This is a genomic window from Massilia arenae (genome assembly GCF_008014745.1).
In the GTDB taxonomy this organism is placed as follows: Bacteria; Pseudomonadota; Gammaproteobacteria; order Burkholderiales; family Burkholderiaceae_D; genus Telluria; species Telluria arenae.
Genome location: NZ_VPFD01000022.1, coordinates 36537 through 63180, shown reverse-complemented (window position 1 = coordinate 63180; position 26644 = coordinate 36537). Strand labels below are relative to the sequence as shown.

General features: G+C 66.0%; 22 protein-coding genes. 13 read left to right on the top strand and 9 right to left on the bottom strand.

Annotated features, from left to right (window positions below; genetic code table 11):
- Positions 1 to 5: 5 nt before the first annotated feature.
- Positions 6 to 527: a hypothetical protein gene (locus tag FVD38_RS18890; RefSeq protein WP_147936255.1), complete on the bottom strand. Its 522-nt coding sequence runs from the start codon at positions 525 to 527 to the stop codon at positions 6 to 8.
- Between the two features lie 209 nt (positions 528 to 736).
- Here FVD38_RS18890 and FVD38_RS18885 point away from each other — a divergent pair, with 209 nt between their 5' ends.
- The 3 genes from FVD38_RS18885 to FVD38_RS18875 are packed head-to-tail and all read left to right on the top strand — an operon-like array spanning position 737 to position 2530.
- Complete coding sequence (locus tag FVD38_RS18885; RefSeq protein WP_147936254.1) at positions 737 to 1150, top strand: hypothetical protein; 414 nt, start codon at positions 737 to 739, stop codon at positions 1148 to 1150.
- Positions 1150 to 2157, top strand: a complete 1008-nt coding sequence (locus FVD38_RS18880) for a helix-turn-helix transcriptional regulator (RefSeq protein ID WP_147936253.1) — start codon at positions 1150 to 1152, stop codon at positions 2155 to 2157. The genes FVD38_RS18885 and FVD38_RS18880 overlap by 1 nt, the downstream gene beginning before the upstream one ends.
- On the top strand, positions 2150 to 2530 hold the full coding sequence (locus FVD38_RS18875) for a hypothetical protein (RefSeq protein WP_147936252.1): 381 nt from the start codon (positions 2150 to 2152) through the stop codon (positions 2528 to 2530). The genes FVD38_RS18880 and FVD38_RS18875 overlap by 8 nt, the downstream gene beginning before the upstream one ends.
- Positions 2531 to 2533: 3 nt before the next feature.
- On the opposite strand, the gene FVD38_RS18870 is transcribed toward FVD38_RS18875, so the two are convergent.
- The 5 genes from FVD38_RS18870 to FVD38_RS18850 all read right to left on the bottom strand — a co-directional run bounded on the left by FVD38_RS18870 (position 2534) and on the right by FVD38_RS18850 (position 9109).
- Complete coding sequence (locus tag FVD38_RS18870; RefSeq protein WP_147936251.1) at positions 2534 to 4174, bottom strand: nuclease-related domain-containing DEAD/DEAH box helicase; 1641 nt, start codon at positions 4172 to 4174, stop codon at positions 2534 to 2536.
- 93 nt (positions 4175 to 4267) lie between these two features.
- Complete coding sequence (locus FVD38_RS18865) at positions 4268 to 5251, bottom strand: LacI family DNA-binding transcriptional regulator (RefSeq protein ID WP_147936250.1); 984 nt, start codon at positions 5249 to 5251, stop codon at positions 4268 to 4270.
- Positions 5252 to 5267: 16 nt separating this feature from the next.
- A complete protein-coding gene (locus FVD38_RS18860; RefSeq protein ID WP_147936249.1) occupies positions 5268 to 7607 on the bottom strand; it encodes a GH92 family glycosyl hydrolase in 2340 nt (779 codons plus the stop codon).
- 141 nt (positions 7608 to 7748) lie between these two features.
- Complete coding sequence (locus FVD38_RS18855; RefSeq protein ID WP_147936248.1) at positions 7749 to 8150, bottom strand: RidA family protein; 402 nt, start codon at positions 8148 to 8150, stop codon at positions 7749 to 7751.
- A 56-nt stretch (positions 8151 to 8206) separates the two neighbouring features.
- The gene (locus tag FVD38_RS18850; protein WP_147936247.1) at positions 8207 to 9109 is read right to left on the bottom strand and encodes a LysR family transcriptional regulator; all 903 of its coding nucleotides are present in this window, start codon (positions 9107 to 9109) and stop codon (positions 8207 to 8209) included.
- Positions 9110 to 9247: 138 nt separating this feature from the next.
- Here FVD38_RS18850 and FVD38_RS18845 point away from each other — a divergent pair, with 138 nt between their 5' ends.
- Positions 9248 to 10858: a CehA/McbA family metallohydrolase gene (locus tag FVD38_RS18845; protein WP_229493828.1), complete on the top strand. Its 1611-nt coding sequence runs from the start codon at positions 9248 to 9250 to the stop codon at positions 10856 to 10858.
- Here the strand turns inward: FVD38_RS18845 and FVD38_RS18840 are convergent.
- Positions 10855 to 11430: a TMEM165/GDT1 family protein gene (locus tag FVD38_RS18840; protein WP_147936246.1), complete on the bottom strand. Its 576-nt coding sequence runs from the start codon at positions 11428 to 11430 to the stop codon at positions 10855 to 10857. The genes FVD38_RS18845 and FVD38_RS18840 overlap by 4 nt on opposite strands.
- A gap of 184 nt (positions 11431 to 11614) precedes the next feature.
- Between FVD38_RS18840 and FVD38_RS18835 the strand changes: the two genes are divergently transcribed.
- Both FVD38_RS18835 and FVD38_RS18830 read left to right on the top strand, forming a co-directional pair.
- Positions 11615 to 13471 carry a M1 family metallopeptidase gene (locus FVD38_RS18835; protein WP_147936245.1) on the top strand — a complete coding sequence of 619 codons (1857 nt, stop codon included), beginning with the start codon at positions 11615 to 11617 and terminating at the stop codon, positions 13469 to 13471.
- Positions 13468 to 15081 (top strand): serine hydrolase, encoded by a 1614-nt coding sequence (locus FVD38_RS18830; RefSeq protein ID WP_147936244.1) that lies wholly within the window; start codon positions 13468 to 13470, stop codon positions 15079 to 15081. Before FVD38_RS18835 ends, FVD38_RS18830 begins: the two co-directional genes overlap by 4 nt.
- A 51-nt stretch (positions 15082 to 15132) precedes the next feature.
- Here the strand turns inward: FVD38_RS18830 and FVD38_RS18825 are convergent, their stop codons facing one another.
- Both FVD38_RS18825 and FVD38_RS18820 read right to left on the bottom strand, forming a co-directional pair.
- Positions 15133 to 16740 (bottom strand): S1C family serine protease, encoded by a 1608-nt coding sequence (locus tag FVD38_RS18825; RefSeq protein WP_147936243.1) that lies wholly within the window; start codon positions 16738 to 16740, stop codon positions 15133 to 15135.
- A gap of 120 nt (positions 16741 to 16860) precedes the next feature.
- Positions 16861 to 17646, bottom strand: coding sequence for a class I SAM-dependent methyltransferase (locus FVD38_RS18820; RefSeq protein ID WP_147936242.1), 786 nt, complete (start codon positions 17644 to 17646; stop codon positions 16861 to 16863).
- A gap of 330 nt (positions 17647 to 17976) precedes the next feature.
- Between FVD38_RS18820 and FVD38_RS18815 the strand changes: the two genes are divergently transcribed.
- The 7 genes from FVD38_RS18815 (at position 17977) to FVD38_RS18785 (ending at position 26643) form a co-directional block, all read left to right on the top strand.
- Complete coding sequence (locus tag FVD38_RS18815) at positions 17977 to 19611, top strand: TldD/PmbA family protein (RefSeq protein WP_147936241.1); 1635 nt, start codon at positions 17977 to 17979, stop codon at positions 19609 to 19611.
- Positions 19612 to 19624: 13 nt separating this feature from the next.
- The gene (locus FVD38_RS18810) at positions 19625 to 20959 is read left to right on the top strand and encodes a TldD/PmbA family protein (protein ID WP_147936240.1); all 1335 of its coding nucleotides are present in this window, start codon (positions 19625 to 19627) and stop codon (positions 20957 to 20959) included.
- A 148-nt stretch (positions 20960 to 21107) separates the two neighbouring features.
- Positions 21108 to 22745 carry a TldD/PmbA family protein gene (locus tag FVD38_RS18805; RefSeq protein WP_147936239.1) on the top strand — a complete coding sequence of 546 codons (1638 nt, stop codon included), beginning with the start codon at positions 21108 to 21110 and terminating at the stop codon, positions 22743 to 22745.
- A gap of 10 nt (positions 22746 to 22755) precedes the next feature.
- On the top strand, positions 22756 to 24093 hold the full coding sequence (locus FVD38_RS18800; protein ID WP_147936238.1) for a TldD/PmbA family protein: 1338 nt from the start codon (positions 22756 to 22758) through the stop codon (positions 24091 to 24093).
- Positions 24094 to 24112: 19 nt separating this feature from the next.
- A complete protein-coding gene (locus tag FVD38_RS18795; protein ID WP_109345447.1) occupies positions 24113 to 24736 on the top strand; it encodes a DUF4159 domain-containing protein in 624 nt (207 codons plus the stop codon).
- Positions 24737 to 24739: 3 nt separating this feature from the next.
- Positions 24740 to 25744, top strand: coding sequence for an AAA family ATPase (locus FVD38_RS18790; RefSeq protein ID WP_147936237.1), 1005 nt, complete (start codon positions 24740 to 24742; stop codon positions 25742 to 25744).
- A gap of 14 nt (positions 25745 to 25758) precedes the next feature.
- Positions 25759 to 26643 (top strand): DUF58 domain-containing protein, encoded by an 885-nt coding sequence (locus FVD38_RS18785; RefSeq protein WP_147936236.1) that lies wholly within the window; start codon positions 25759 to 25761, stop codon positions 26641 to 26643.
- Position 26644: the final 1 nt, after the last annotated feature.

Below are 26644 nucleotides of genomic sequence, written 5' to 3'. Positions count from 1 at the left end.
GCGGACTACTTGACGCGGGTGAGCCGCGGCGCGGCGCCCAGGGGCGGTGCCGGCAGGCCGCGACGTTGCGCCATCTCGGCGTAGCGCTTGCGGAAGGCGTCCTTCCACGGCGCGACCCCGGCCCCGTCCTGGGCCATGGCGTCGCGCAGGCCGGCCAGGCGGCCGACCACGAAGGCGCCGAGCCAGTCGCGGCGGCTGGCCACCTGCATCGCCGGCCCGTTGCCGGCCACCGCGTCCTGCACCGAACCGGGCCACGGCGCGCGGCTGGCGCTCACCTGGTCGTCGAGCGCGCCGAGGGCCAGGCGCAGATCGAAGTCGCGGCTGTCGACGCAGGCCAGCAGCGCCGCCAGCTTCAGGTGCGGGGACAGCGCCGACATGCCGATGAAGGCCAGCAGCGCATCGTGGTGGCGCACCGGGTCCTGGCCAGGCAGGCTGGCGGCCCGCTCGAGAAGGGGCTGCCACTGGCGGCGGATGGCGTCGAGGCTGCGGCACTGTTCGAGCGGGAGATACCAGCGCAGGTCGGTCATTGATTCCTTGTCGGCTGTGAAAGACGGAACACAGCATAGGAGGCCCCGGCGACAGGATGTGTCGCAGCCGGCCGACGACATGGCGCGACGCATGTTGTCGCATGCGCATGCCAATCTGCGTCTGCCCGGCCGGTCCTCAATTTCCCAAGGGTAATTTGTTTGCTAATATCACATCTTGAACGCGCCATGTCGGCGCGGCGAAAGCCACCATGCCTGCACTGATCGAACACATCGACGCCATCGCGCGCCAGAAGGGGCGCGCCGCGCTCTACCTCGAATTCCATCCGCAGGACGCCGCCGAACGGCGCGCCTACCACCACGAACAAGACCCGATGCGCGCCCAGGTGCTGGCCTGGCTGGACGCCAACGGCGTGCCGTGGCGGCCCTGCGGCCCGCTGGCCAATCCGTCGGTGATGGCGTCCTGGCGCGGCCAGGTCTACCTCGACCTGCCGTGGGACGAGACGCTGCCGGCCTACCAGGTGCTGCGCGACTACCTCGAACTGCCCGACGGCAGCATGCGCCATGCCGGCGTGCGCTTCTACGCCATGCCGCTCGAACTGGCGATGGAAAACGCGGAACACGACGAGCCTGGATACTGGCAGCGCCAGGCGGAGGAGTTCTGATGGCGAGCAACCAGCAAGCCCTCCTGCGCCAATGGCATATGCTGCAGCTGGTGCCGCGCGCGCCGCTGTCGATCGAGGCCGGCGAATTGTGCAAGCGCCTGGATGCGCTCGAATTCCCGGTCACCAAGCGCACCGTCGAGCGCGACCTGAATGCCTTGTCCGAAGTGTTCCCGCTGGTGTGCGACGACGCCGAGAAGCCCTACAGGTGGAGCTGGCTGCGCGGCGCCCAGCGCTTCGACCTGCCCGGCCTGACCGTGCCCGAGGCGCTGACCATGACCCTTGTCGAGCAGCACTTGCGCCACCATCTGCCGCCCAGCACCGCCGAAGCGCTGCAGCCGTATTTCGCATCGGCCGCGCGCACCCTGTCGACCAACGACGATCCGGCGCCGTCCAAGGCCTGGCTGCGCAAGGTGCGCAGCGTGCCGCCGCAGCAACCGCTGATCGCGCCGCGCCTGGACCACGACTGCCAGCGCACCGTGTACCTGGCCCTGATGGAAGACCGCCAGCTCACGCTGCACTACCGCAAGCGCGACGCCGTCGAGCCCACCGTCTACGAGGCGGTGCACCCGCTGGCGATCGTCCAGCGCGGCGGCATCGTCTACCTGGCCTGCATGTTCGGCGACTACGAGGACGTGCGCACCATCGCGCTGCACCGCGTCGTGGCGGCCGAGGCGCGCTATGAGGATGCGCGCAAGAAGGAAGGCTTCGACCTCGACGCCTACATCGCCTCGGGCCAGTTCGGCGTGATCGCCGGCGAACCGCTGCGCCTGCGCGCCGTGTTTACGCGCGCGGCTGGCGAGCACCTGTACGAAACGCCGCTCAGCACCGGGCAGGAACTCACCGCGCATGGCGACGGTCACCTGCTGCTCACGGCCACCGTGCCGCATACACGCTCGCTGGTGTGGTGGCTGCTGGGCTTCGGCGACGGTGTAGTGGTCGAGGAACCGGCCGGCCTGCGCCAGGAGATGGCGCAGACCGCGGCAAAGATGGCGCAGGCTTATGCTTGAGCCGGTCAAGGCCGTGGTCGCCGTCGTCGGCACACCCGGCGCGGCGCTGGCCGCCGCGCTGGAGCGGTTCCGGGCGCGCGGCGCGCATGTGACGGGCGACCTGGCGGCCGCCTTGCCCGGCCGCTTCAGGCTGGCCTGGATCTTCGCCGATGCCGCCGATGCCGGCGCGCCGGAGGTGGCGGCCTGGCACGCGCGGCTGGCCGCGGTCGCGCCGGTGCAGCTGGCGCTGCATGCCGACATTGGCGCCGGCGGCGAGGAAGCGCTGGCGCGCGCCGGCGCGAACTTCGTGGGCGGCGTGATCGTGCAGCCCTATGACAACGCCGGGCTGGCCCAGGTGGCGGCCCTGATCGACGACTTCCTGGCGCGTGGCTGAAAGCTAGCCTTCAGCCGCTTCCTGCAGCGCCGCATACAGGCAGCGCTCGGCCTCGGGCGACAGCACCAGCTCGACCGCCATCTGGGCCCGGGTGAGGGCGACGAACAGCATGCGCCGCGCCTTGTCGTCGAGGACCTCGACGTCGAATTCGGTCACCACCACCGCGGGCGCGCTCTGGCCCTTGTAGCGGTACACCGATTCCACCAGCAGCTCGCCCTCGCTCCAGCGCTGCACGCCCTCGCGGTCGTATTCGCCGGTGAAGCGGCGCGTCAGCCAGGGGCCGATGGTGGCGCGGTTCAGGAGCTGCGAGCTGCCCCGCCCGCGGCCGCACACCACCGCGATGTCGTCCAGCGCAAAGCCGCGCGCCAGCAGCGCCGCCACCGCCGCCCCGGTCTGCGCCAGCAGTTCTTCGCCGGACGCATAGCTGCGGATGCCCGGCACCTCGCCGGCGTAGGGATTCATGCTACGCACCGGCGGGCGCACCAGGTCCAGCGCATTGATCATGTCGCACAGGATGCGTGGGCTGCGGAAGTTGTCGTTGCAGCGGATCATGACCGCCTGGTCCAGCTCGAAGCCCTCCTTGCCGTAAATGCGCTGGGCCTCGTCTTCCAGCACGTAGAGGCGTCCACCTTCGCGCAGCTGGCCGCACAGGCTGGCCACCCACTCGGCGCTGAAATCCTGGGCTTCGTCGATCACCAGCAGGTCGAAGCGCGCCTTGAAGCCGGCGCTGTCGTCCAGGTAGGCTTGGGCCATGCGCTCGAAGCCTTCCGGCGAGAATGCGGGTTCGCCGTGGCGGTCGCGGTAATGCTCGACGCACAGCTCGTGGTAGTTGACGATCTCGCACGACGGCGGCGCCAGGCGCCGCACATGGTCGGCCAGGCTGCGGTTGTAGCAGACGTAGAGCGCGTCCTGGCGCGCGGCGCGCGCATCTTCCAGCAGCTGCAGCGCCAGCTGGGTCTTGCCCGAGCCGGCCGTGGCCTGCACCCGCACGATGCCGGACGCCGCCTCGACCCGCGGCACCCAGGTCGCCAGCCCGTCCGCCAGCCGGCGCACCGTGCCTTGCAACTGGTCGCGCAGCACGTCCAGCGCCGGCATCACTTGGAACTGGTTGAGCAGCAGGCGCCGCAGCGCCTCGCGGTCGACTTCGCGCGGGGTGGGCGCCAGCCAGTCGCGCACCGCGCTGATCATGCGGTCGTAGCCATGGGCGTCGATAATGCGCTCGCGCGGGATCGCCGAGACCTGGCCGTCGCCCAGCGCATAGTCGGGCAGGACCAGGCAGCTGATGAGTTCCGGATGGATGCCGGCCTGCTGCAGGCGGTTCTGCATGGCGCCGCGCTGCACCGTGGTCTGGCGCGCCACGTCGCATTCACGCTTGCCGTACAGCTTGTAGATGCCGCCTTCGCGCAGCACGACGTCGCCGGCCTTCACTTCCATCAGCAGCAGGTTGCCGTTCGGCGCCAGCACCACGATGTCGATCTCGCCATAGCGGTCGCGCCCATGATGGAGGGTGTGCAGCGCCACGCTGTGGAACACTTCGAAGCCGTCGGGCAGGTGGTCGCGCAGGCGCTCGAGAACCTCGAGTTCGCGGTAGCGTCCGGCGTCGGTGCGCAGTGGCGGGAGCAGGTGGGGAGACAGGGTGGCCATGGCGGGAGCAATCTTCAGGAGTTGCCCATTATCAAGCAAGCAGCCGGATGACACCATGGCCTGTCGCTTTTTTGCCGCGGCCGGACCGGAAAATCAGTCGTCGTTGCTGCTCTCGCGCACCACCAGCTGGACCGCGAGCGTCTGTTCCAGGCTGGCGCTGTCCGCTTTTTCCAGCAGCGATTCGACGCCCATCCGTCCCAGCAAGTCCTTGTCGATCTGGACGCTGGACAGCGGCGGGATCGCGCTGGAGGCGGCGCTGATGTCGTCGAAGCCGATGATCGCGATGTCGTGCGGGATCTTCAGGCCGCGTTCCAGGCAGTGGCGCATGGCGGCGAGGGCCGTGCTGTCGTTGTAGCAGAACAGCGCATCCGGCCGCGGTTGGCGCGCCAGCAGGGCGTCGACTGCCTGGCGCACATTATCGAGGCTGTTGCCGATGCTGGGCAGCTGGACTTCGAGGTCGGGATCGGCCAGCATGCGCGCCTCGAACAGCGCCTTGCGAAAGCCGCGGTAGCGCTCCAGGATGCTGTGGTGGGCCAGCGGGCCGGTGAGCATGGCGATACGGCGCCGGCCTTGCCGGATCAGGTGGCGCGTGGCCAGGTAGCCGCCTAGGGCATGGTCGGGATTGACCGAGCGGTAGCCGGGCAGGCGCATGTCGAGCAGCACCATTGGTTTGCCGGTGTCGCGCAGCGCCGCCACGAGTTCCGGCTCGAAGAAGCCGGCGCACAGCAGGGCGTCGGGCTGGTGCAGGCGCACCAGGTCGAGCACCGGCTCGGCCGGGCCCACCACCACGAACGAGAGCGCGATGCCGCGCTTGCGGCAGGCATCCTCGGCGCCGTGCAGCACCGGCAGGTAGAACGGGCTGGCCGACTGCGTGTTGTGCTGGCGGTGCAGCAAGAAGGCGATGCGGCGCACGTCGCCTTCGCGCAGCTTGGCGAAGTCGTAGCCCATCTCGCGCGCCACGGCGCAGATGCGTTCGCGCGTCCTGTCGGCCAGGCCGTCCTGGTTCTTCAGCGCGCGCGAGACCGTGCCGATCGAGTAGCCCGTGGCACGGGCGATGTCGCGGATCGTGACGGCCATGGCGCGCTTTCCTTCGTCAGTACTTGGTCTGCGTGTAAGGACGGGCGCTCTGTTCCTTGCCCCAGTCCTTGTTCGGCGTGGCCTGCATGGTGAACACCAGTTCGCCGCCGGCCATGATGTCCTCGTGGCGGATGAAGGTGCGGTTGAGGGGCTTGCCATTCAGGGTCACGCGGCCGACATAGCCGTTGCCGCTCGAGAGATTGTCAGCGCGCACCGTGAAGCGCTTCCCGTTCGGCAGGTTCAGGGTCGCCTTGTCCAGGAAGGGGCGGCCGATCACGTACTCGTTGCTGCCCGGCGCCACCGGATAGAAGCCGAGCGCGGTGAAGGCGTACCAGGCCGACATCTGGCCCAGGTCGTCGTTGCCCGACAGGCCGTCCGGCTTGTCGCTGTACTGGCTGGCCATGATGTTGGCCAGGCGTTCCTGGGTGCGCCATGGCGCGCCGGCGTAGTTGTACAGGTAGGCCACGTGGTGCGAAGGCTCGTTGCCGTGGGCGTAGTGGCCGATCAGGCCCGAGATGTCTTCCATGTGGGCGTACACGGTTTCGTCGACCTTGGCGTCGAACACCTGATCGATCTTGCTCACCAGGCCGGCGTCGCCGCCCAGCAGGGAGATCAGGCCGGCGTTATCGTGCGGCATATACCAGGAATACTGCCAGGCGCTGCCTTCGGTGTAATCGCTGCCGAAGTTCGACAGCTCCGGATTGAACGGGGTGCGGAATTCGCCGGTGGACTTACGGGCGCGGATGAAGCCGGTCTCCTTGTCGAACACGTTGCGGTAGTTCTGGGCGCGCTTGTAGTAGCGCGCCGCGATGTCCTTCTTGCCCATCTTCTCGGCCATGCGCGCGATGGTCCAGTCGTCGAAGGCGTATTCGACGGTCTTGGATGCGGCCTCTTTCTCGAGGTCGATCGGCACGTAGCCCAGCTTCATATAGTGTTCCAGGCCGCCGTAGGGACCGTATTCGGCGCTGGCCGTCATCGCCGCCAGGGCCTTGTCGGCGTCGAAGCCGCGGATGCCCTTCATATAGGCGTCGGCGATCACCGGCACCGCGTGGTAGCCGATCATGCACCAGGTTTCCAGGCCGTGGAACTGCCATACCGGCAGGATGCCGTAGGGGCTGTGCTGCTGCGAGGCGATCAGCGAATTGACGAAGTCGGCGTTGCGCTGCTCGGGCGCGACGATGGTGAGCAGCGGGTGCAGCGCACGGTAGGTGTCCCACAGCGAGAAGGTCGAGTGGAAGCGGAAGTTCTTCGCCTTGTGCACCTGGTTGTCCGGGCCGCGGTAGCTGCCGTCGATGTCCATGAACAGCGACGGCGCCAGCATGGTGTGGTACAGGGCGGTGTAGAACTTGGTGCGCATCGGGCCTTCTGCCTCGACCTTCACTGCGCCCAGCGCGTCGTTCCAGGCCTTGCCGGCGCGCTCGCGCTCCTGGTCGAAGTCCCAGCCCGGCATCTCGGCCAGGTTGGCGATCGCATTGTCTTCGCTCACCGCCGACAGGGCGACCTTGACCAGCAGCGTGCCGTCGTTCGGTACGCCGAAGTTGAAGTCGGCCATCAGCTGCTTGCCTTCGACCAGCGCTTTGTCTCCAGGCGTTTTACCCGGCGGGGCGAAGCCGCGGTAGGGGATCGCCTCTTCGCGGTTCAGGAGCTGGCGGGTATCGATCGGGCGCGAGAACTGGATCGCGAAGTGCACCTGGCGGCCGGGCGCCCAGCCGCGCGTCTCGCGCATGCCGGTGATGGTGGTGCTGTTGCGCACGCGCAGGCGCGCCCACAGGTTCTTCTCGTCGTAGTTATAGATGCTGGTGCGCAGGTCGAGCAGCACCTTGGCCGGCTCGCCGGCCTTGAATTTATAACGGTGCAGGCCCACGCGCTCGCTGGCGGTCAGCTCGACGTCGACCTCATGGTCCTTCAGGCGCACGGCGTAGTAGCCCGGTTCGGCCTTTTCCTGGTCGTGCGAGAAGCGCGAACGGTAGCCCGAGAACGGACGCTCGGGATAGCCCGGCTCCAGTTTGGTCTCGCCGCTGTAGGGCATCAGGAGCAAGTCGCCCAGGTCGGAGTGGCCGCTGCCCGAGAAGTGGGTGTGCGAGAAGCCGAGGATCGAGCTGTCGGTGTAGTTGTAGCCCGAGGCCCAGGGATAGCTCTGGCGGAAGTGGCGGTGCTGGGTGTCGGGGCTGAGCTGCACCATGCCGAAGGGGCGGCTGGCGCCGGGGAAGGTGTGGCCGTCGCCGCCGGTGCCGATGAAGACGTCCACGGCTTCGGCCGGGCTGCCCGGCGGGGCGGCCAGGGCGGGTGCCGCACTAAACAGGAATGCCGCACCGGCGGCGATCGAGAGTTGTCCGAAATTGAGTCTGGCCGTCATGAGGTCTCCACGCGTGGCGGCAGCGATGGGCGCCGCCTGTTTTTTTGCACTATACCCAAATGCAACTTATATGTGGAGACTGGTTTCCGGGCAATCCTTACCGTGTTTCAACCCATCTGTTTAGCCGGTTTACTAAACATTTTAAGCGCGGCGCCTGGCTACCGCCTCGATTTCGACCAGGGTGTCGGGCGACGCCAGCGAGGCCACGCCGATGCCGGTCAGGGCGGGGCGCGGCAGGCCGAGGTGACGCACCAGGATCGGCGCCACGGTCTCCAGGTGCTCGCCGATCTCGCCGCGCACGTAGACGCGCAGCTGCAGGATGTGCTCGACCGAGGACCCGGCGGCCTCCAGCACCGCGATCAGGTTGCGCGCCGCGCCTTCGGTCTGTTCGGCCAGGGTGGTGTGCCTGACCTGGTACTCGCGGTCCCAGTCGACCTGGCCCGACACGAATACCAGGCCGGTGTCATGGTCGATGGTCGCGTGGGACAGGCCATGCGGGGCGCCGTCGTACAGTGCGGGGGGATTGATGCGTTCGATGCTCATGCGGGTTCCTTTGCGTTGAAAGACGCCAGCTTAGGCATGCGCACCCGCCGCCGCAATCAAGCGCGGCTTGTAGCGGATACAAGGCCGGATTCGACCCGCTCCAGCACCCAGGTGATGAAAACATCGTTTTGCGCATTCGGATGGTGGGCGGCCACGACCTGGTAGCCGGGCGGGTACTTGGGCAGCGCGATCTCGAATAATCCCTCACAGGGCAGCAGGCGCGAAGGCATGAAGGCGACCAGGTCCGATCCCTTCAGGTATTCCAGCGCCATGAAGAAGGACGGCGCCGACGCCACCACCCGGCGCTGCAATCCCTGGCGCGCGAACCAGCCGTCGGCCGATCCCGTGAAACTGGCCATGCCCGGATTGGTGATGATGAAGTCGTGCTCCACCAGCTGCTCGAGCGGCATGACGCCGCCGCCGGCCAGTGCGCGGCTGCCGGTGACGCAGCGGTACTGCTCGAGGAATAGCGGCCGCGTCACCAGGCCGGGCGCGACGTAACCGTCCACCGTGAAAATCAGATCGATATCGCCCTGGTGCAGCTTGCGGGTGAGGGCGCTGACCTCGATGTCGACCACCGCCACCTTCACCTTCGGCGCCTCGCGCCGCAGCATGCGCACCAGGTCGGCCACGATCACCTTCTGGGTGTAGTCGGTACCCGAGACCACCAGCGTGCGCTCGGCCTGCTCGGGGCGGACCGCGAAGGGCAGGGGAATGGCGTTCAGCTGGGCCAGCACCTGGCCGATGTGGGGCGCGATCAGTTTCGCATAGGGCGTCGGCGCCATGCCCTGGCCGGTGCGCACGAACAGCGGGTCGCCCAGGATGGCGCGGATCTTCTTCAACTGCAGGCTGACCGCCTGTTGCGAGACGTCCAGGTGCTCGGCCGCCGCCGAGATGGTGTCGAAGCGGCTCAGGGCGTCGAGCGTGCGCAGGTGGGTAATTTCGAGCTTGTCGATCATGAGGCTGCCAACATAAACGGCTATCCCGTCCGTTGCAAGTTGTCATGATTGAAATCCATCAAAGCTAATGGACGAAATGACAATTTTTATGGGAGGCTGGTCAATATGAATGAGGCATGAAATTGCAAAAATTGCATCATGAAAACCTCACTCCTGCCCCCACTTCTAGCCCTGTCGCTGTGCTGCAGCCTGGCGCAAGCCGCCCCCGCAGAACACCAGGAATTCGAAGCCACCCTGCTCGCGCCGTTCCAGGCCGGCGCGGCCCAGGGGCGGACCTTCACGCTGCAGTTTGCCTATCCCGGCCTGGCGCGCGCGGACACCGTCGACTGGCGGGTGGAACTGGTCCGCCCCGACGGCCGCGTCGCCCTGCGCTGGCGCGGCGCGGCGCCGTTCACGGGCGATGAAACGACGGTCGCCGTGCCCTGGTCCGGCCGCCTGGGATTGTCCCCGGCGCCGAGCGGCATCTACCGCGTCCGGCTGCGCGCGACAGTGCGCGGCGATGCGCATGAGGAAATCGAGCAGGACTGGGAGATCGCGGTCGGTGCGCCGCTGCTGCCTGCCATGCCGGCATTCTCGCCGCTGCCGCGCGCCTTCGAGCCGGCGGCCGTCGCCGCGCCGGGCGCGCTGCCCTACACGGTCTATCTCGGCAACCTGCACAGCCAGACCAACCACAGCGACGGCGGCGCCGACATCGCCGAGTGCAAGGGCGCGCAGTCGCCCCTGAAGGCGCCGCACGGGCCGGACCACGCTTTCGCCTATGCGCGCGGCCGCGGCCTCGACATCCTGGTCGCCTCGGAACACAATCACATGTACGACGGATCGGAAGGCAGCGCGCCGGATGCCGACCCCGCCGCCGCCAAGGCCCTGTACCGCGCCGGCCTGGAGAGCGCCGCCGGCTTCTCCAAAAAGAACCCGGATTTCCTCGCCGTGTACGGCCTGGAATGGGGCGTCATCAACAACGGCGGCCATATCAATATCTTCAACAGCGACGAGTTGCTGGGCTGGGAGACCAATGCCAAAGGCGAGCTGATGGCCGACACGCGCACGCCCAAGGGCGACTACGCGGCCCTGTACACGCTGATGCGCGAGCGCGGCTGGGTGGGGCAGTTCAACCATCCGGCACACTCGGGCCAGTTCCAGGTCGATGGCGTGCCGCTTGCCTATACCGAGGATGGCGGCGAGGCGATGGCCTTGTGCGAAGTGATGAACAGCGCCGCGTTCTCGACCAACGTCAGCGAGACCGAAACTCGCCGCAGCAATTTCGAAGGCGCCTGCAACCGGCTGCTGGAGGCGGGCTATCGCCTGGCCTTCAGCACCAACCAGGACAACCACTGTGCCAACTGGGGCGCGTCGTTTACCAATCGCACCGGCGTGCTGCTGCCGAACGGCACGGCGCTGAACCGCGCATCGTTCGTCGAGGCGCTCAAGGCGCGCCGAGTGTTCGCGACGATGGACAAGGATTCGCAGCTGGTCCTGACCGCGAACGGCCGCCTGATGGGCGAGCGCTTCACCAATCGCGGGCCGCTCGCGCTAGTGGCCAACTTCGCCAGTTCAACCGGCAAAAAGGCGGCTTCGGTCGCGATCATGGAAGGCGTCCCTGGCCGCAAGGGCACGGTCACGCAGATGTCGGACCAGGCCGAGACGACCTTCATCCCGAGTCCGGGAGCCCACTTCTATTATGCGAAGGTGACCCAGGACGACGGCAACGTGCTGTGGTCGGCGCCGGTATGGGTTATGCAGGAAGATTAAAACCCCAGGCCTTCGCCCATCCCCAGCAGGGTGGCGATGCCGAGCACCGCGAAGATCAGCGCCGCGATGCCATGCACGAGCCTGAGCGGCACGCGGTTCGCGATGCGTTCGCCGAAGTACACGGCCGGCACGTTGGCCAGCATCATGCCGAAGGTGGTGCCGGCCACGATGGCGGCCATCGATTCATAGCGCGCGGCCAGCGCCACGGTGGCGACCTGCGTCTTGTCGCCCATCTCGGCAACGAAGAAGGCGATCAGGGTAGTCAGGAACACCCCGTATTTCGCCAGCTGCGCTTCCTCGGCGTCGATCTCGTCCGGGATCATCGTCCATGCGGCCATGGCGAGGAACGACAGGCCCAGCACCCAGCGCATTACGCCAGCGCCCAGCAGCTGGCTGACCAGCGCGCCGACGGCGGCGGCGAAGGCGTGGTTGGCCACCGTCGCGACGAAGATGCCGAGCACGATCGGCAGGGGACGGCGAAAGCGCGCGGCGAGCAGGAAGGCCAGCAACTGGGTCTTGTCGCCGATCTCGGCGAGGCCCACGATGCCGGTCGAGACGAGAAAGGCGTCCATCAGTCGGGTGTTTACACAGCAGGAGGAAGGCCGCGATCATAGCAGAGCCAGCCCCGTTTTCGCCGGTCCGCACGCGTATTTATCGGGCGTGGTGCCGGCGCCGGCCCGCTTTCGCTGCCCAGGCGTGCATGCTATCCTGCACCCGCCCCCGGCCTGCCGGGCACACCTTCCCCTGCGAGAGACCATGAACCAAAGCACCCTGCTGCGCGCGAGTACCGCCGCCTTCCTGAGCGCCTGGAGCGCCTACGCCTTCGCCCTCGATCCCCTCAGCTACGCCAAGTACGACCAGGTCAAGACCACGGCCCTGCACCTGGACCTGAAGGCCGATTTCGCGAAGAAAAGCCTGGACGGCTACGCCGAGCTGACCCTCGACTGGCTGGACAAGAAGGCCACCACGCTCGACCTGGACACGCGCGAGCTGACGATCTCGAAGATCGAGGCGCAGGATGCGAACGGCGCATGGCGCAAGGCCGACTACTCGCTCGGCAAGTTCGACGAAGAGAAGGGCCAGCCGCTGCACGTCAAGCTGCCGGGCCAGCAGAAGAAGGTACGCATCCACTACCGCACCGCGCCGACCGCCACCGCGCTGCAGTGGCTGCAGCCACTGCAGACGATGTCGGGCAAGTACCCGTTCATGTTCAGCCAGTCGCAGGCGATCAATGCCCGCTCCTGGGTGCCGATCCAGGATACGCCGGCGGTGCGCTTCACCTATAGCGCGCGCATCGAGGCGCCGCAAGGCCTGCGCGTGGTGATGAGCGCCGATAACGACATGAAGGCCACCGGCAAGGGTGGCTGGAAGTTCAATATGCCGCAGCCGATTCCTTCCTACCTGCTGGCGATCGGCATCGGCGAGCTCGAAGCCGCCACGCTGGGCGGGCGCACCGGCGTCTACGCCGAGCCGCAACGGATCAAGGCCGCCGAATACGAGCTGGCCGATACCGAGAAGATGGTCGAGGCGGCCGAGAAGCTGTACGGCCCGTATCGCTGGGGACGCTACGATATGCTGATCCTGCCGCCATCGTTCCCGATCGGCGGCATGGAAAACCCGCGCCTGACCTTCCTGACCCCGACCATGATCGCGGGCGACCGCAGCCTGGTCGACCTGATCGCCCACGAACTGGCGCACAGCTGGTCGGGCAACCTGGTGACCAACTCATCGTGGAAGCACTGGTGGCTCAACGAGGGTTTCACCACCTACGTCACCACCCGCATCCTGGAGGAGATCTACGGCAAGGAAGTCGCCCTGATGAACCTGCAGCTGGAGCAGGAAGAGGCGCTGGAGATGCTGAAGGACCTGCCGCCCGCCAAGCAGGCGCTCGTCTCGCGCCAGCCGGATACCTCGGCCGACTATTACCCGGACACCTCGCTGGCCTATCCGAAGGGCGCCTGGTTCCTGCACACGCTCGAGCAGCGCGCCGGCCGCGCCGCCTTCGACACCTTCCTGCGCGGCTGGTTCGACGGCCACGCCTTCCAGAGCGTGACCAACGACCAGTTCCTGGACTACCTGCGCAAGAACCTGCTGGCCAAGAATCCGAAGATCATGAGCGAGGCCGAGCTGGATGAGTGGATCTACGGTCCGGGCATCCCGCAAAGCGGGAAGCAGGCCGTGTCGCAGCGCCTGGCGCAGCTGAACGCCTCGATCGACGGTTGGGTCAACGGGTCGGTGTCGACCGAGCAGCTCAAGGCCAAGGACTGGAACGCCGCCGAGTGGATGAAGTTCCTGAACGATATCGACAACAAGGCCGATGCGAACAAGCTCGCAGAGCTGGACCGCGTCTATGACCTGGCCAACACGAAGAACAATGAAGTCGCGTTCCGCTTCTACCGCGCCTCGGTGCACGCCGGCTACCGCGCCGTGCGTCCGCAGCTCGAAGCCTTCCTGATGAGCGTGGGCCGCCAGAAGTTCGTGGTGCCGCTGTACGCCGCGCTACGCGAGAAACCGGAAGACCGCGCCTGGGCCGAAGGCATCTACAAGAAGGCGCGCGAGCGTTACCACCCGGAGACGCAATCGAGCGTCGACAAAGCAATGGGCAAGCAATGATGACTATGCATCGACTCGCCGGTGCAGTGCTGCTTGCGCTCTGCAGCATCGGCGCCGCAGTGGCGCAAACCGCCGCCGCACCAACGGCCAGCGCCGCCGCACCAGCGTATAACCTCGAAGCCGACGTCAACCGTGTGTTGAAAACCTTCGACGTTCCCGGCATCGCCATCGCCGTGGTCAAGGACGGCAAGGTCGTCGTGACCCAGGGCTTCGGCGTGCGCAAGCTGGGCGACCCGACGCCGGTCGATGGCAAGACCATCTTCGAGATCGCGTCCAACTCCAAGGCCTTCACGGCGGCGGGGCTGGCGATGCTGGTCGACCAGGGCAAGCTGGAGTGGGACGACCCGGTCATCAAGCACCTGCCGGACTTCCGCATGTACGATTCTTACGTGACGGCCGAGATGACGGTGCGCGACCTGCTCACCCACCGCAGCGGCCTGGGACTGGGCGCCGGTGACCTGATGTGGTGGCCGACCACCACCTTCAGCACCGACGAGATCATCCACAATCTCCGCTACATCAAGCCGGCGACGAGCTTCCGCAACAGCTACGCCTACGACAACCTGCTGTACATCGTGGCCGGAAAGATCATCGCCCAGAAGTCCGGCAAGGACTGGGGCACGACCATGCGCGAGTGGATCCTCGATCCGGTCGGCATGGGGGCCACCACCACCAGCCTGGACCAGCACAAGCCGGGCATGAACGTGTCGGCGCCGCACAGCAAGATCGACGGCAAGGCAGCGGTGGTGAAACCGATGCCGGTGGCGAACGCCATTGGCGCGGTGGGCATCAACACCAATGCCGAGGACATCGCGCGCTGGATGAACGTGCTGCTTGACCAGGGCCGCATCCCGCAGGCTGCGGGCGGCAAGGAAGTGCGCCTGTGGTCCGAGAAACAGGCGCGCGAGATGTGGACCGCGCAGACGCCGATGAAGATCAACGAACCGCGTCCGCCGCTGGCGGCGACCAAGCCGAATTTCTTCGCCTATGGCCTGGGCTTCCAGCTGCGCGACTACCAGGGCAAGCTGGTGGCGATGCACGGCGGCGCCCTGCAGGGCTTCTATTCGCGCGTGCTGCTGGTGCCGGAAGCGAAGCTGGGCATCGCGATCTTCACCAACGCCGAAAGCGGCCCGTCGCTCAATGCGCTGCAATACCGCCTGCTGGACCAGTACCTGGGCGTGGCGCCGACCGACTGGATCGGCCGCATCGCCGACGTCGCCGAAGAAGCGAGCCAGAAGGAAGCGGCGCGCGTGAAGACCGAGACCGCCAGCCGCGCCAAGGCCTCGAAGCCGTCGCTGCCGCTGTGGGACTACGAAGGCGAGTACGAGGACGCCTGGTATGGCAAGGCGATCGTCAAGCGCCAGGGCAGCAAGCTGGTGATGACGTTCTCGCGCACCCCCGACCTGACCGGCGAGATGGAGCACTTCCAGCACGACACCTTCATCGTGCGCTGGAAGGAGCGCAACTTCAACGCCGACGCCTATGCGACCTTCTCGCTGGACCATGACGGCTCGATCGAGCGGATGCGGATGAAGCCGGTGTCGACCGAGACCGACTTCAGCTACGACTTCCAGGACTTGCTGTTCACGCCCGTGAAAAAGGCGAAGTAAGACCAACGAAAAACGCCCGCATGTTCGCGGGCGTTTTTCATGGAGGGGAGCTTATTTGCGCTCCCACACCTTCATCATGTCTTCCGACCCCTGCGTCCTGATCCCGTTATCCGACAGGATCGACTCGGTCGCCGCCAGTGTCGCCTGGCGCGGCAGAATCATGGTCTCGCCGTAGCGCTGGTCGAAGCGCAGCACCACCTGCTCGTCCTTCAGGTCGCGCAGCAGTTCCACCAGGTGGCGCAGGCTGCGCACCGGTTGGCCGTTCACCGATTCGATCACCGAGCCGAAGCGGTTGTTGTAGCCGCTCACCAGCTTGTGCGGGAAAAACGGCGCGCTGATCACCACCAGCTCTTCGCGCTCCGGCGTCGGCGAATCGCCGCGCTGCGTGACCAGGGGGCTGGCGTTGAAGGCATAGGCGTTCATCCCGGGCGCGCTGCCGGCGACAAAGCTCATGAATTCGCTGGTAGCGCGCGAGAAGGTGATCGGGCCGTAGATGAAGTAGGACGGATAGCCGCCGTCCAGGTCCGAGATCAATAGCGGACGCGGACCGGTGGCCGGCACCTCGACCTTCATCTGCTTGCCGCCGCGGATGATCGTCATCGGCACCTTGCCGTTCTTCGCCACCTGCTGGATGCGGTACTGGAAGCGCACGCGCAGGTTCGAGCCCAGCTTGACCATGCCCTGGTTGTCGACCGCGTACTCGCCGATATGGGTGATCACGTCCCATTCCTTCAGCGGCCAGCTGGCGTCGACCCGGTAGGGGCGGTGCACCACCGCGCCTTCAACCGATTTGTCGAGCTTGAGGAACTGGCGCAACGCCGGGTTCTCCAGCGTCTGCACGCTGTCGTGCAGCAGCGGCTTGCCGTCGTAGCGGCCGTCGGCCACGTCGCGCAGGAACAGTTCGATTTCCTCGTTGGGGATCACATAGCCGATGTTCTGGGCGTTGGTCGCGCCGGCGAAGGCCAGGCCGACCATGCGCTCGCCCGAGATCACCGGGCCGCCGCTGTTGCCGGGATTGATCGGGGCGTCGATCTGGATCCGCAGGCCCGAGCTGAAGGCGCCGTAGTTGACGAACTCCACCCGCGAGACGATGCCGGTGGTGGTCGACAGCGAGTTGCCGCCGACCGGATAGCCGTAGGCGAACACCTGCTGGCGCACGTCGGGCAGCACGGGCGCCCTCGGCACCGGTGGACGCTTGTCGAAGAAGGACGGGTCTTCCAGTTCCAGCACGGCCAGGTCGATGCCGCGCGCCAGCGCGATCACCTTGGCCGCCACCTTGTCGCCCGACTGGCTGGCCTGCACCTCGACCTGGCTCGCATAGCCGACCACGTGGGCATTGGTCAGGATGCGCTTGCCCTCGATGATGACGCCGGAACCGGTGACCGAGGCTGGCGCCGCCTTGGTCCAGGGTTTATAGGGTTCGGGGCGGCGGATCGTGGCGAAGATCTTCACCACCGAGTTCTCGACCGCGGGCAGGACCGGCGCGGGCACGGCGCTCTTGGCGGCAGGGGGCGCAACCGCGGGAGCCACGGCGGGCGCCGGGGCCGGAGCGGGGGCCGGCATGGCCTGGGCTTCGGGCGGCACGGTATCCTGGGCGTGCGCGGCGCCGCAGACGGCTAGGGCGAGGGCGGCCAGGCGCAAAGTCGGCAGAGTCTTCATGGTTTCCTTCGGTGGACGATGCAGGATGCAACTGGAAGAATAACCACAGGCGGCGCAAAAGGAAATACAAGAATCGTCGCGGAGAGAGGCGTGGCCTTCCTCCGCGACCGGGGTTCCCCGTTACTGCTTGACGAACTTGAGCGTCATGCGGTCGCTCTCGCCGATGGCGAGGTACTTTTCGCGGTCCTTGTCCTTGTTGGTCAGTACCGGCGGCAGGCTCCACACGCCTTTTTCATGGTCGGCGGTGTCCTTCGGATTGGCGTTCACCTCCGACTTGGCGGCCAGCTTGAAGCCGGCGCGTTCGGCCATGCGGATCACATACGCCTCGTGCATATAGCCGCTCGAGGCCTTGGCATCCTGCTCCATCTTGGCCGGCAGGCGATGCTCGACCACGCCCAGCACGCCGCCCGGTTTCAAGACCTTGTGCGCTTCTTTCAGGACGGTGAGCACGGCGTCGTCGCCATTGCCCAGCCAGTTGTGCAGGTTGCGGAAGGTGACCACCATGTCGACGCTGTTCGGGGCGCCCAGCGCGATGCTGCCAGGTGGCGCGAACTGGACCGGGGTCACCTTGCCGTACACGGCGCCATTGGCCGCCAGCCTGTCGCGGAAGGCCTTGCCGCCGCGGCTCTCGGCGTCCGGCACGGCGCCATACAGCTTGCCCTGGTCGCGCAGGTAGGGCGCCAGGATCTCGGTGTACCAGCCGCCGCCCGGCGACAGCTCGATCACCGTCATGGTCGGCTTGATGCCGAAGAAGGTCAGGGTTTCGTAAGGATGGCGGTAGGTGTCGCGGGCCTTGTTGGCGGCGGCGCGGTGTTCGCCGGCGATGGCGGATTTGAGGGCGTCGTCGGCGTGCGCGGCGCCGGCAAGGCCGGTTGCCAGCATCGCGGCCAGGATCAGTCGTTTCATCGTGCGAGGTCTCCGTGGTAGGTCGGACGGCAGGCGGTTCGCCGCCGTCAACCCGAAGATGATCGAACAGGCAACGTCCATAGTCAAGCGTTCCCCGTATATGCATATACGAGGAATGTTCATCGTACAGACAGTGCCTTGCACAGGCAGAGAACGTTGCATTGAGGTGGCACAAAGATTGCCTATTCAAAACGTTAAGTCGATGCTATCGTTGAGAGGTTTGCCGCGTGGCACGCAGGCAAATCCACAACAATAGCGATGTACATACAAGAGCGGCGCCGAGCTGTTTTGCGGAACCGCTGCCCGGAAGTAGGTCATTCAGGAGAACACATGGAACGCCGTACCTTTCTCAATCTCAGCAGCCTGGCCGCCGCCTCGATGCTGCTGCCATTCGGTCGCGCGATCGCTGCTGAGGAACTGGTCAGCACGATGCCCGTCGCTGCCAAGAAGGCCCTGGCCGACGTCGCGCTGAACGCCGCCACCAAGGCTGGCGCCAGCTACGCCGACGTGCGCATCGGCCGCTATCTCAACCAGTTCATCACCACCCGCGACCTGAACGTCGAGAATGTGGCCAATACCGAATCGGCCGGCGTCGGCGTGCGCGTGATCGTGAACGGCGCCTACGGCTTCGCCGCCACCTCGGACATGTCGAGCGACGGCATCGCCAACGCGGCGCGCCAGGCCGTGGCGATCGCGAAAGCCAACGCCAGGCTGCAGACCGAACCGGTGCAGCTTGCACCAGTCAAGGGCGTCGGTGAGGTTTCGTGGAGCACGCCGTACACCAAGGACTGGCGCACGGTGCCGATCGCCGAGAAGACCGACATGCTGATCGCCGCCAACAAGGCGGGCATGGAAGGCGGCGCCAACTTCATGCGCACGATGCTGTTCCAGGTGAACCAGCAGAAGTACTTCGCATCGACCGACGGCTCGTATATCGATCAGGACGTGCATCGCCTGTGGGCGCCGCTGTCGGCCACCGCGGTCGACAAGGCCACCGGCAAGTTCCGCTCGCGCGACGGCCTGAGCTCCCCGGTGGGCAAGGGCTATGAATACTTCGACGCCCGCCCTGAGCACAAGATCAAGGCCGCCGGCGGCGTCGCCACCCTGTACACCGAGACCTACGACATCGTCGAGGACGCGCGCGCCGCGGGCCGCGACGCCAAGCGCAAGCTGACCGCCAAGTCGGTCCAGCCGGGCAAGTACGACCTGATGCTGTCGCCGGAACACCTGTGGCTGACCATCCACGAGAACGTCGGCCACCCGACCGAACTCGATCGCGTGCTGGGCTACGAGGCCAACTACGCCGGCACCAGCTTCGCCACGGTCGACAAGCTCAAGTCCAAGACCTTCAAGTACGGCGCCCCGATCGTCAACCTCTACGCCGACAAGACCACCCCGGGTTCGCTGGGCGCGATCGGCTTCGACGACGAAGGCGTCAAGACCAAGCGCTGGGACATCATCAAGGACGGCATCCTGGTCAACTTCCAGGCCACGCGCGACCAGGCCCACATCATCGGCGAGAAGGAATCGCACGGCTGCTCGTACGCGGACGGCTGGAACACGGTGCAATTCCAGCGCATGCCGAACGTGTCGCTGGCGCCGGGCAAGGCCAAGCTGACCCCGGACGAGATGGTCAAGGGCATCAAGAAGGGCATCTACATCATCGGCGACGGTTCGTTCTCGATCGACCAGCAGCGCTACAACTCGCAGTTCGGCGGCCAGCTGTTCTTCGAGATCAAGGACGGCAAGATCGGCCAGATGCTGGAAGACGTGGCCTACCAGTCGAACACCCAGGAATTCTGGGGCGGCTGCAGCGCCATCTGCGACGAGCGCGACTGGCGCATGGGCGGCTCCTTCTTCGACGGTAAGGGACAGCCGCCGCAGATCAGCATCGTCTCGCACGGTTCGTCGACCGCGCGCTTCAACGGCATCAACGTGATCAACACCGCTCGCAAGATCGGCTAAGGCAGGAACGCACATGAGCATCTTGACCCAGGAACAAACGAAAAAGATCAGCGACCGCGTGATGTCGCTGTCCAAGGCCGACGAGTGCATCGTCAACATCGAAGGCAGCCGCATCGGCAATATCCGCTTCGCCCGTAACGCCGTCTCGACCGCCGGCCTGGCCGACGACACCCGCGTGCAAGTGCAGGTCGCCTTCGGCAAGAAGCAGGGCACGGCCACCATCAACGAGTTCGACGACAAGTCGATCGAGCGCGCCGTGCGCCGCGCCGAAGACCTGGCCAAGCTGGCGCCGGACAATCCGGAGTTCATCCCGGCGATCGCCAAGACCGCCTATAAACCGTCGGACACCTTCGTCCAGAAGACCGCCGACATCGATCCGGAATACCGCGCGCAAGCCGCCGCCTACGCCATCGAAGGTTGCCGCAAGCGCGGCCTGGTCTCGGCCGGCTTCTTCACCGACCGCACCAGTTTCGAGACCATCGCCAACTCGAACGGCCTGTTCGGCCACCAGGATTCGAGCTCGCTCGACTTCACCCTGACCGTGCGTACCGAAGACGGCCGCGGTTCGGGCTGGGTCAAGCGTTCCGCGCGCGACGTCACCAAGTTCGATCCGCGCGAAGCAGCCGAGATCGCGATCGAGAAAGCACTGCGCTCGGTCGACGCCAAGGCGCTGGAGCCGGGCCGCTACACCGTGATCATGGAGCCGGCCGCGACCTCAGACCTGCTGTCCTTCATGCTGGGCGGCTTCGACGCGCGCCGCGCCGACGAGGGCCGCAGCTTCCTGTCCAAGGCAGGCGGCAAGAACCGCCTGGGCGACAAGCTGTTCGACAGCCAGGTCAATATCTGGTCCGACCCGTGGGACAAGGACGTCGCCGTGCTGCCGTGGGACGACAATATGCTGCCGCGCGAACGCGTCGAACTGGTCAAGGACGGCAAGATCAATGCCCTCGACTACTCGCGCTTCTGGGCGCAGCAAAAGAACCAGCGCGCGGTGGGCGCGGCCGGCAACATCATCATGGCCGGTACCAACAAGACCACCGAAGAGCTGATCGCCAACACCAAGAAGGGCGTGCTGGTCACCCGCACCTGGTACATCCGCATGGTGGACCCGCAATCGGTGCTGCTGACCGGCCTGACGCGCGACGGCACCTTCTACGTCGAAAACGGCAAGATCAAGCATCCGATCAAGAACTTCCGTTTCAACGAGAGCCCGGTCTCGATGCTGAACAATATCGAGGAAATCGGCAAGCCGGCAGTGATCGGGGCCGACGAAGCGCGTTACTCGATGCTGATCCCGGCGATGAAGATCCGCGACTTCAACTTCACGTCGCTGTCGGACGCCGTCTAAGACCGCGCCCTCGGCACACCGTCTTTCCCGCGCAGGCGGGAACCCAAGTTTCTCAGCGCAGTGGCCGCTCATGCAAACTTAGGTTCCCGCCTCCGCGGGAACGACGGGTACACGCTAACAATTAGTGTGAACGCAAACGGATAACATAATGGAACGTCGTAAATTCCTGCAGATCGGCGCCGGCACTGCCGGCGCCATGCTCATTCCGGTCTTCGGCAACGCGATCGCGGCCGAAGACCTGCTCAAACCAATGGCGGCAAGCGCCAAGAAGGTCCTGGCCGATACCGCGATGGGCGCGGCCACGCAAGCCGGCGCGTCGTACTGCGACGTGCGCATCGGCCGCTACCTGAACCAGTTCATCATCACGCGCGACCTGAACGTCGAGAGCATCAACAACACCGAATCGAGGGGTGTCGGCATCCGCGTGATCGCCGACGGCGCCTACGGTTTTGCTTCGACCAACAGCATGACCGCGGACGGCATCGCCCAGGCCGCGCGCCAGGCGGTGGCGATCGCCAAGGCCAACGCCAGGCTGCAGACCGAGCCGGTACGCCTGGCGCCGGTGAAGGGCGTCGGCGAAGTGGCGTGGGCCACGCCGATCAAGAAGGATTGGCGCACCTTGCCGGTCAAGGAAAAGGCCGACATGCTGATCGCCGCCAACAAGGCCGGCCTGGATGCGGGCGCGAACTTCATGACCGCCTCGCTGTTCCAGATCAACCAGCAAAAATACTTCGCATCGACCGACGGCTCCTACATCGACCAGGACGTGCACCGCCTGTGGGCCCCGATCAATGCCACCGCGGTCGACAAGGCCACCGGCAAGTTCCGCTCGCGCGGCGGCCTGGGCGCCCCGGCCTCGATGGGCTATGAATATTTCGACGCCCGCGCCGAGGACAAGGTGCGCGCCGCCGGCGGCGTCACCACGCTGTACACCAAGTCCTACGACATCATCGAGGATGCGCGCCTGGCCGGCAAGCAGGCACGCGAGAAGCTCAGCGCCAAGTCGGTCGAGCCGGGCAAGTACGACCTGGTGCTCTCGCCCGAACACCTGTTCCTGACCATTCACGAGAACGTCGGCCACCCGACGGAACTGGACCGCGTGCTCGGCTATGAGGCCAACTATGCCGGCACCAGCTTCGTGGGTCTCGACAAGTGGCAGAGCAAGAAATTCAAGTATGGCGCCGAGCGCGTCAACTTCGTGGCAGACCGCACCACGCCGGGCTCGCTGGGCCTGATCGGTTACGACGACGAGGGCGTGCCGGCCAAGCAGTGGGACATCATCCGCGACGGCATCCTGGTCAACTACCAGGCCACGCGCGACCAGGCCCACATCATCGGCGAGAAGGAATCGCACGGCTGCTCGTATGCCGACAGCTGGAGCACGGTGCAGTTCCAGCGCATGCCGAACGTGTCGCTGGAGCCGGGCAAAGCCAGGTTGACACCAGATGAGATGGTCAAGGACGTCAAGAAGGGCATCTACATCCTGGGCCGCGGCTCCTACTCGATCGACCAGCAGCGCTACAACTTCCAGTTCGGCGGTACGCTGTACTACGAGATCAAGAACGGCAAGATCACCGGCCCGCTCGAAGACGTGGCCTACCAGGCGAACACCCAGGAATTCTGGAACGCCTGCTCGGCCATCTGCGACGAGCGCGATTGGCGCATGGGCGGCTCCTTCTTCGACGGCAAGGGCCAGCCGAGCCAGGTGAGCGCGGTGTCGCACGGATCGAGCACCACCCGCTTCAACGGCATCAACGTCATCAATACCGCACGCAAGATCGGATAAGGAGACCAGGATGAAAACCCTGAACCAGGAACAAGCAAAGAAAATCACCGATCGCGTGCTGTCGCTGTCGAAAGCCGACGAGTGCACGGTGCAGATCGGCGGCAGCCGGGTTGGCAATGTGCGCTTCGCGCGCAATAGCGTGTCGACCGCCGGCCTGACCGAAGACATGCAGCTGGTGGTGCGCGTGGCCTTCGGCAAGCGCAGCGGCACTGCCGTGATCAACGAATTCGATGACAAGTCGCTCGAGCGGGCGGTACGCCGCGCCGAGGAGCTGGCCAAGCTGGCGCCGGAAAATCCGGAATTCATGCCGGCCATCGCCAAGCAGGAGTACCGCGCCACCAATACCTTCGTCACCAAGACCGCGGCTATCGATCCGGACTTCCGGGCCGATGTCGCGGCGACCGCCATCGAACTGGCGCGCAAGAACAAGCTCGTCACCGCGGGCTTCTTCACCGACCGCACGAGCTTTACGACCATCGCCAACTCGAACGGCGTGTTCGGCCACCAGGACTTCACCGACCTGTCGTTCAGCCTCACCGCGCGCACCGAAGACGGCCGCGGTTCGGGCTGGGTGACCCGCTCGGCGGTCGATGCGGCGCGTTTCGATGCGCGTGAAGCGTCGGAAGTCGCGATCGAGAAGGCGCTGCGTTCGGTCGAGGCGCGTGCGCTGGAACCGGGCCGCTACACCGTGATCCTGGAACCTGCGGCGACCTCGGAAATCCTCGGCAATATGTTCAGTGCCTTCGACGCGCGCTCGGCCGACGAGGGCCGCAGCTTCCTGTCGAAAGCGGGCGGCAAGAACCGCCTGGGCGACAAGCTGTTCGACAGCCAGGTAAATGTCTGGGCCGATCCGTGGGACAAGGACGTGCCGGTCTCGCCATGGGATGAGGAATCGCTGCTGGCGCGCGAGCGCACCCAGTTGATCAAGGATGGCCGCATCGCCTCGCTCGACTACTCGCGCTACTGGGCCCAGAAGATGGGCAAGCGCGCCACCGCGGGCCACGGCAATATGATCATGGAAGGCGGCACCAAGTCGCTGGAAGAGCTGATCGCGGGCACCAAGAAGGGCATCGTGGTCACTCGCACCTGGTATATCCGCATGGTCGATCCACAGTCGCTGCTGCTCACGGGCCTGACCCGCGACGGCACCTTCTATGTCGAGAACGGCAAGATCAAGTACCCGCTCAAGAACTTCCGCTTCAACGAGAGCCCGGTCACGATCCTGAACAATATCGACGAACTGGGCAAGCCGCAGATCATCGGTGGCGACGAAGTGCCGTTCCAGATGGTGCTGCCGCCGATGAAGGTGCGCGACTTCAACTTCACCTCGCTGTCCGACGCGGTCTAACGACCAAGCGTTTATTTACATGGCAAGTTACGACTTCTACTTCACACGCCTGATGTATGAATCGGGCAACTGGGACGTAGATATCCGCATGCCCAGCAACGTGCTGAACTCCCTGGTGGAGTACACCACGTTGCGGGTGGATACGACCGAGCGCATGGTGGCCCTGTCGGATCCGAAGATGCTGCAGGCCCCGTTCTGCTACCTGGCCGGTCACAAGCTGGTGCAGTTCACCCCGGCGGAACGGAGCAATTTCGAGAAGTACGTGCGCGGCGGCGGCTTCGTCTTCGTGGACGACTGCAACCACGACATCGACGGCCTGTTCGCCAAGTCGTTCGAGGCAGAGATGGCGAAGATCTTCGGCGCCCAGGCGCTCAAGAAGATCCCGAACAACCATCCGCTGTACTCGTGCTTCTTCAAGTTCGAGGATGGGCCACCGACGACGTCGATGGAACTCAACGGCTGGGGCGACGACCTGGTGCACGAGTACCTGAAGGCGATCGAGATCGGTGGCCGCGTGCGCGTGCTGTACTCGAACAAGGACTATGGCTGCGAGTGGGATTACGACTTCCGCAACAAGCGTTTTCTCGCGGTCGACAACACCCGCTTCGCGGTGAACATCATTCAATATGCGTTGGGAGCATGACCAGTGTCGCAACAAGATGCAGTAGCGTGGAATGAACAGGATATCGCCGCCCTGACGGCGAAAGTGGGTGCGCTGAAGGCCAGCATGGCGCGTGTGATCATCGGCCAGGAAGAGGTGGTCGACCTGCTCGTGACCTGCCTGCTGGCAGGCGGCCACGCGCTGGTCGAAGGCGTGCCGGGGCTGGGCAAGACCCTGCTCGTCAAGTCGCTGTCGCAAGCCACCGACATGCAGTTCCGCCGGGTGCAGTTCACGCCCGACCTGATGCCGTCGGATATCGTCGGCACCGAGATCCTGGAAGAAGACGCGAACACCCGCCAGCGCGTGTTCCGCTTCCAGCCCGGACCGGTATTCACCCAGGTGCTGCTGGCCGACGAGATCAACCGCGCCCCGCCCAAGACCCAGTCGGCGCTGCTGGAGGCGATGCAGGAACGCTCGGTGACCTTCGCCGGCCAGACCCACAAGCTGCCGCGCCCCTTCTTCGTGCTGGCGACGCAGAACCCGATCGAGCAGGCCGGCACCTATCCGCTGCCCGAGGCCCAGCTCGACCGCTTTTTGCTGCGCATCGACGTGGTCTATCCGACCGAGGACGAAGAAGTGCTGATGGTCTCGCGCACCACTCACGCGGGCCTCTCGGACGCCGAACCGGTGATGGACGTCGAGACGCTGCTGCGCCTGCAGCAGCTGGTGCGCGACATCGAGATCGGCGACCACCTGGTGCGCTATGCGACGCGCCTGGTACGCGCAACGCGCCCGAGCGAGACCACGGTCGACGCGGTGAAAAAGCACATCGGCTGGGGTGCCGGCCCGCGCGCCGGCCAGGCGCTGGTGCTGGCATCCAAGGCGCGCGCGCTGATGCAAGGCCGCCTGGCGGTGACCCGCGACGACATCGGGGCCATGCTGCTGCCGGTGCTGGCGCACCGCGTGCTGCGCAACTTCGAGGCCGAAGCCGACGGCATCGCCATCGCCGACGTGCTGCAGGCCCTGCGCAACGAAGTCAAGGTGCCGTAAGCGGCTTTCGTACCATGTCGCTTGCGAACACCGCGCTGATCGCGCATACAAGGAAGCTCGACCTCGTCATCCGCCACGTGCTGGCCGGCCTGGGCCACGGCATCCACGCCGGGCGCGAACGCGGGGCGGGTGTCGAGTTCTCGGAGTACCGCGCCTATGTGCCCGGCGACGAGTGGCGCCGCGTCGACTGGAAACTGGCAGGGCGCGCCGACCGCTACTTCGTGCGCGAGGCCGAGCGCGACAGCCATGTGGCGGTCTGGCTGGTGCTCGATGCCAGCGCTTCGATGGCCGAACCAAGCCGCAGCGCCCCCGGCCTCGACAAGCTCGCCTACGCGCGCATGCTGCTCGGCTGCGTCGCCGCGATCGCGCAGCGCCAGGGAGATGCCTTCGGCCTGGTGGTGCTCGGCGGCGGCAAAGCGGCGTTTACGCCGGCCCTGCGCGGACCGCGCCACCTGCAGCGCGTGCTGTCCCAACTCCAGCGCGCCGAACCGGATGGCGAGTTGCCGGACACCGCGACCCTGAAGGCGAGCCTGCACTTCGCCCAGTCGCCGAGCGCGATCTATGCGGCCAGTGATCTGCTCGACTGGCCGTCGCCGCTGTCGGTGGCCCTGACGCGGCTGCGCCAGATGCGCCACGACGTGCGCGTGCTGGGCCTGCAGACCCAGGCCGAGGTCGACGCCAGCTTTTCCAGCGAGCTGGCCTATCGCGACCCGGAACGTCAAGAGGGCGTGTTCCGCTTCGGCGCCGACCTGAAGGAAGGCTACCGCCGCAACCGCGAAGCCCACTTCGGCGCCGTCACGGCGCAGTGCCGCAAGAACGATATGCCGCTGACGCTGGCCGCGATCGAGCAGTCGCCGATCGAGGTGTTGCGGCGCTGGTTGCGGCGTCCCGGAAGGTAAC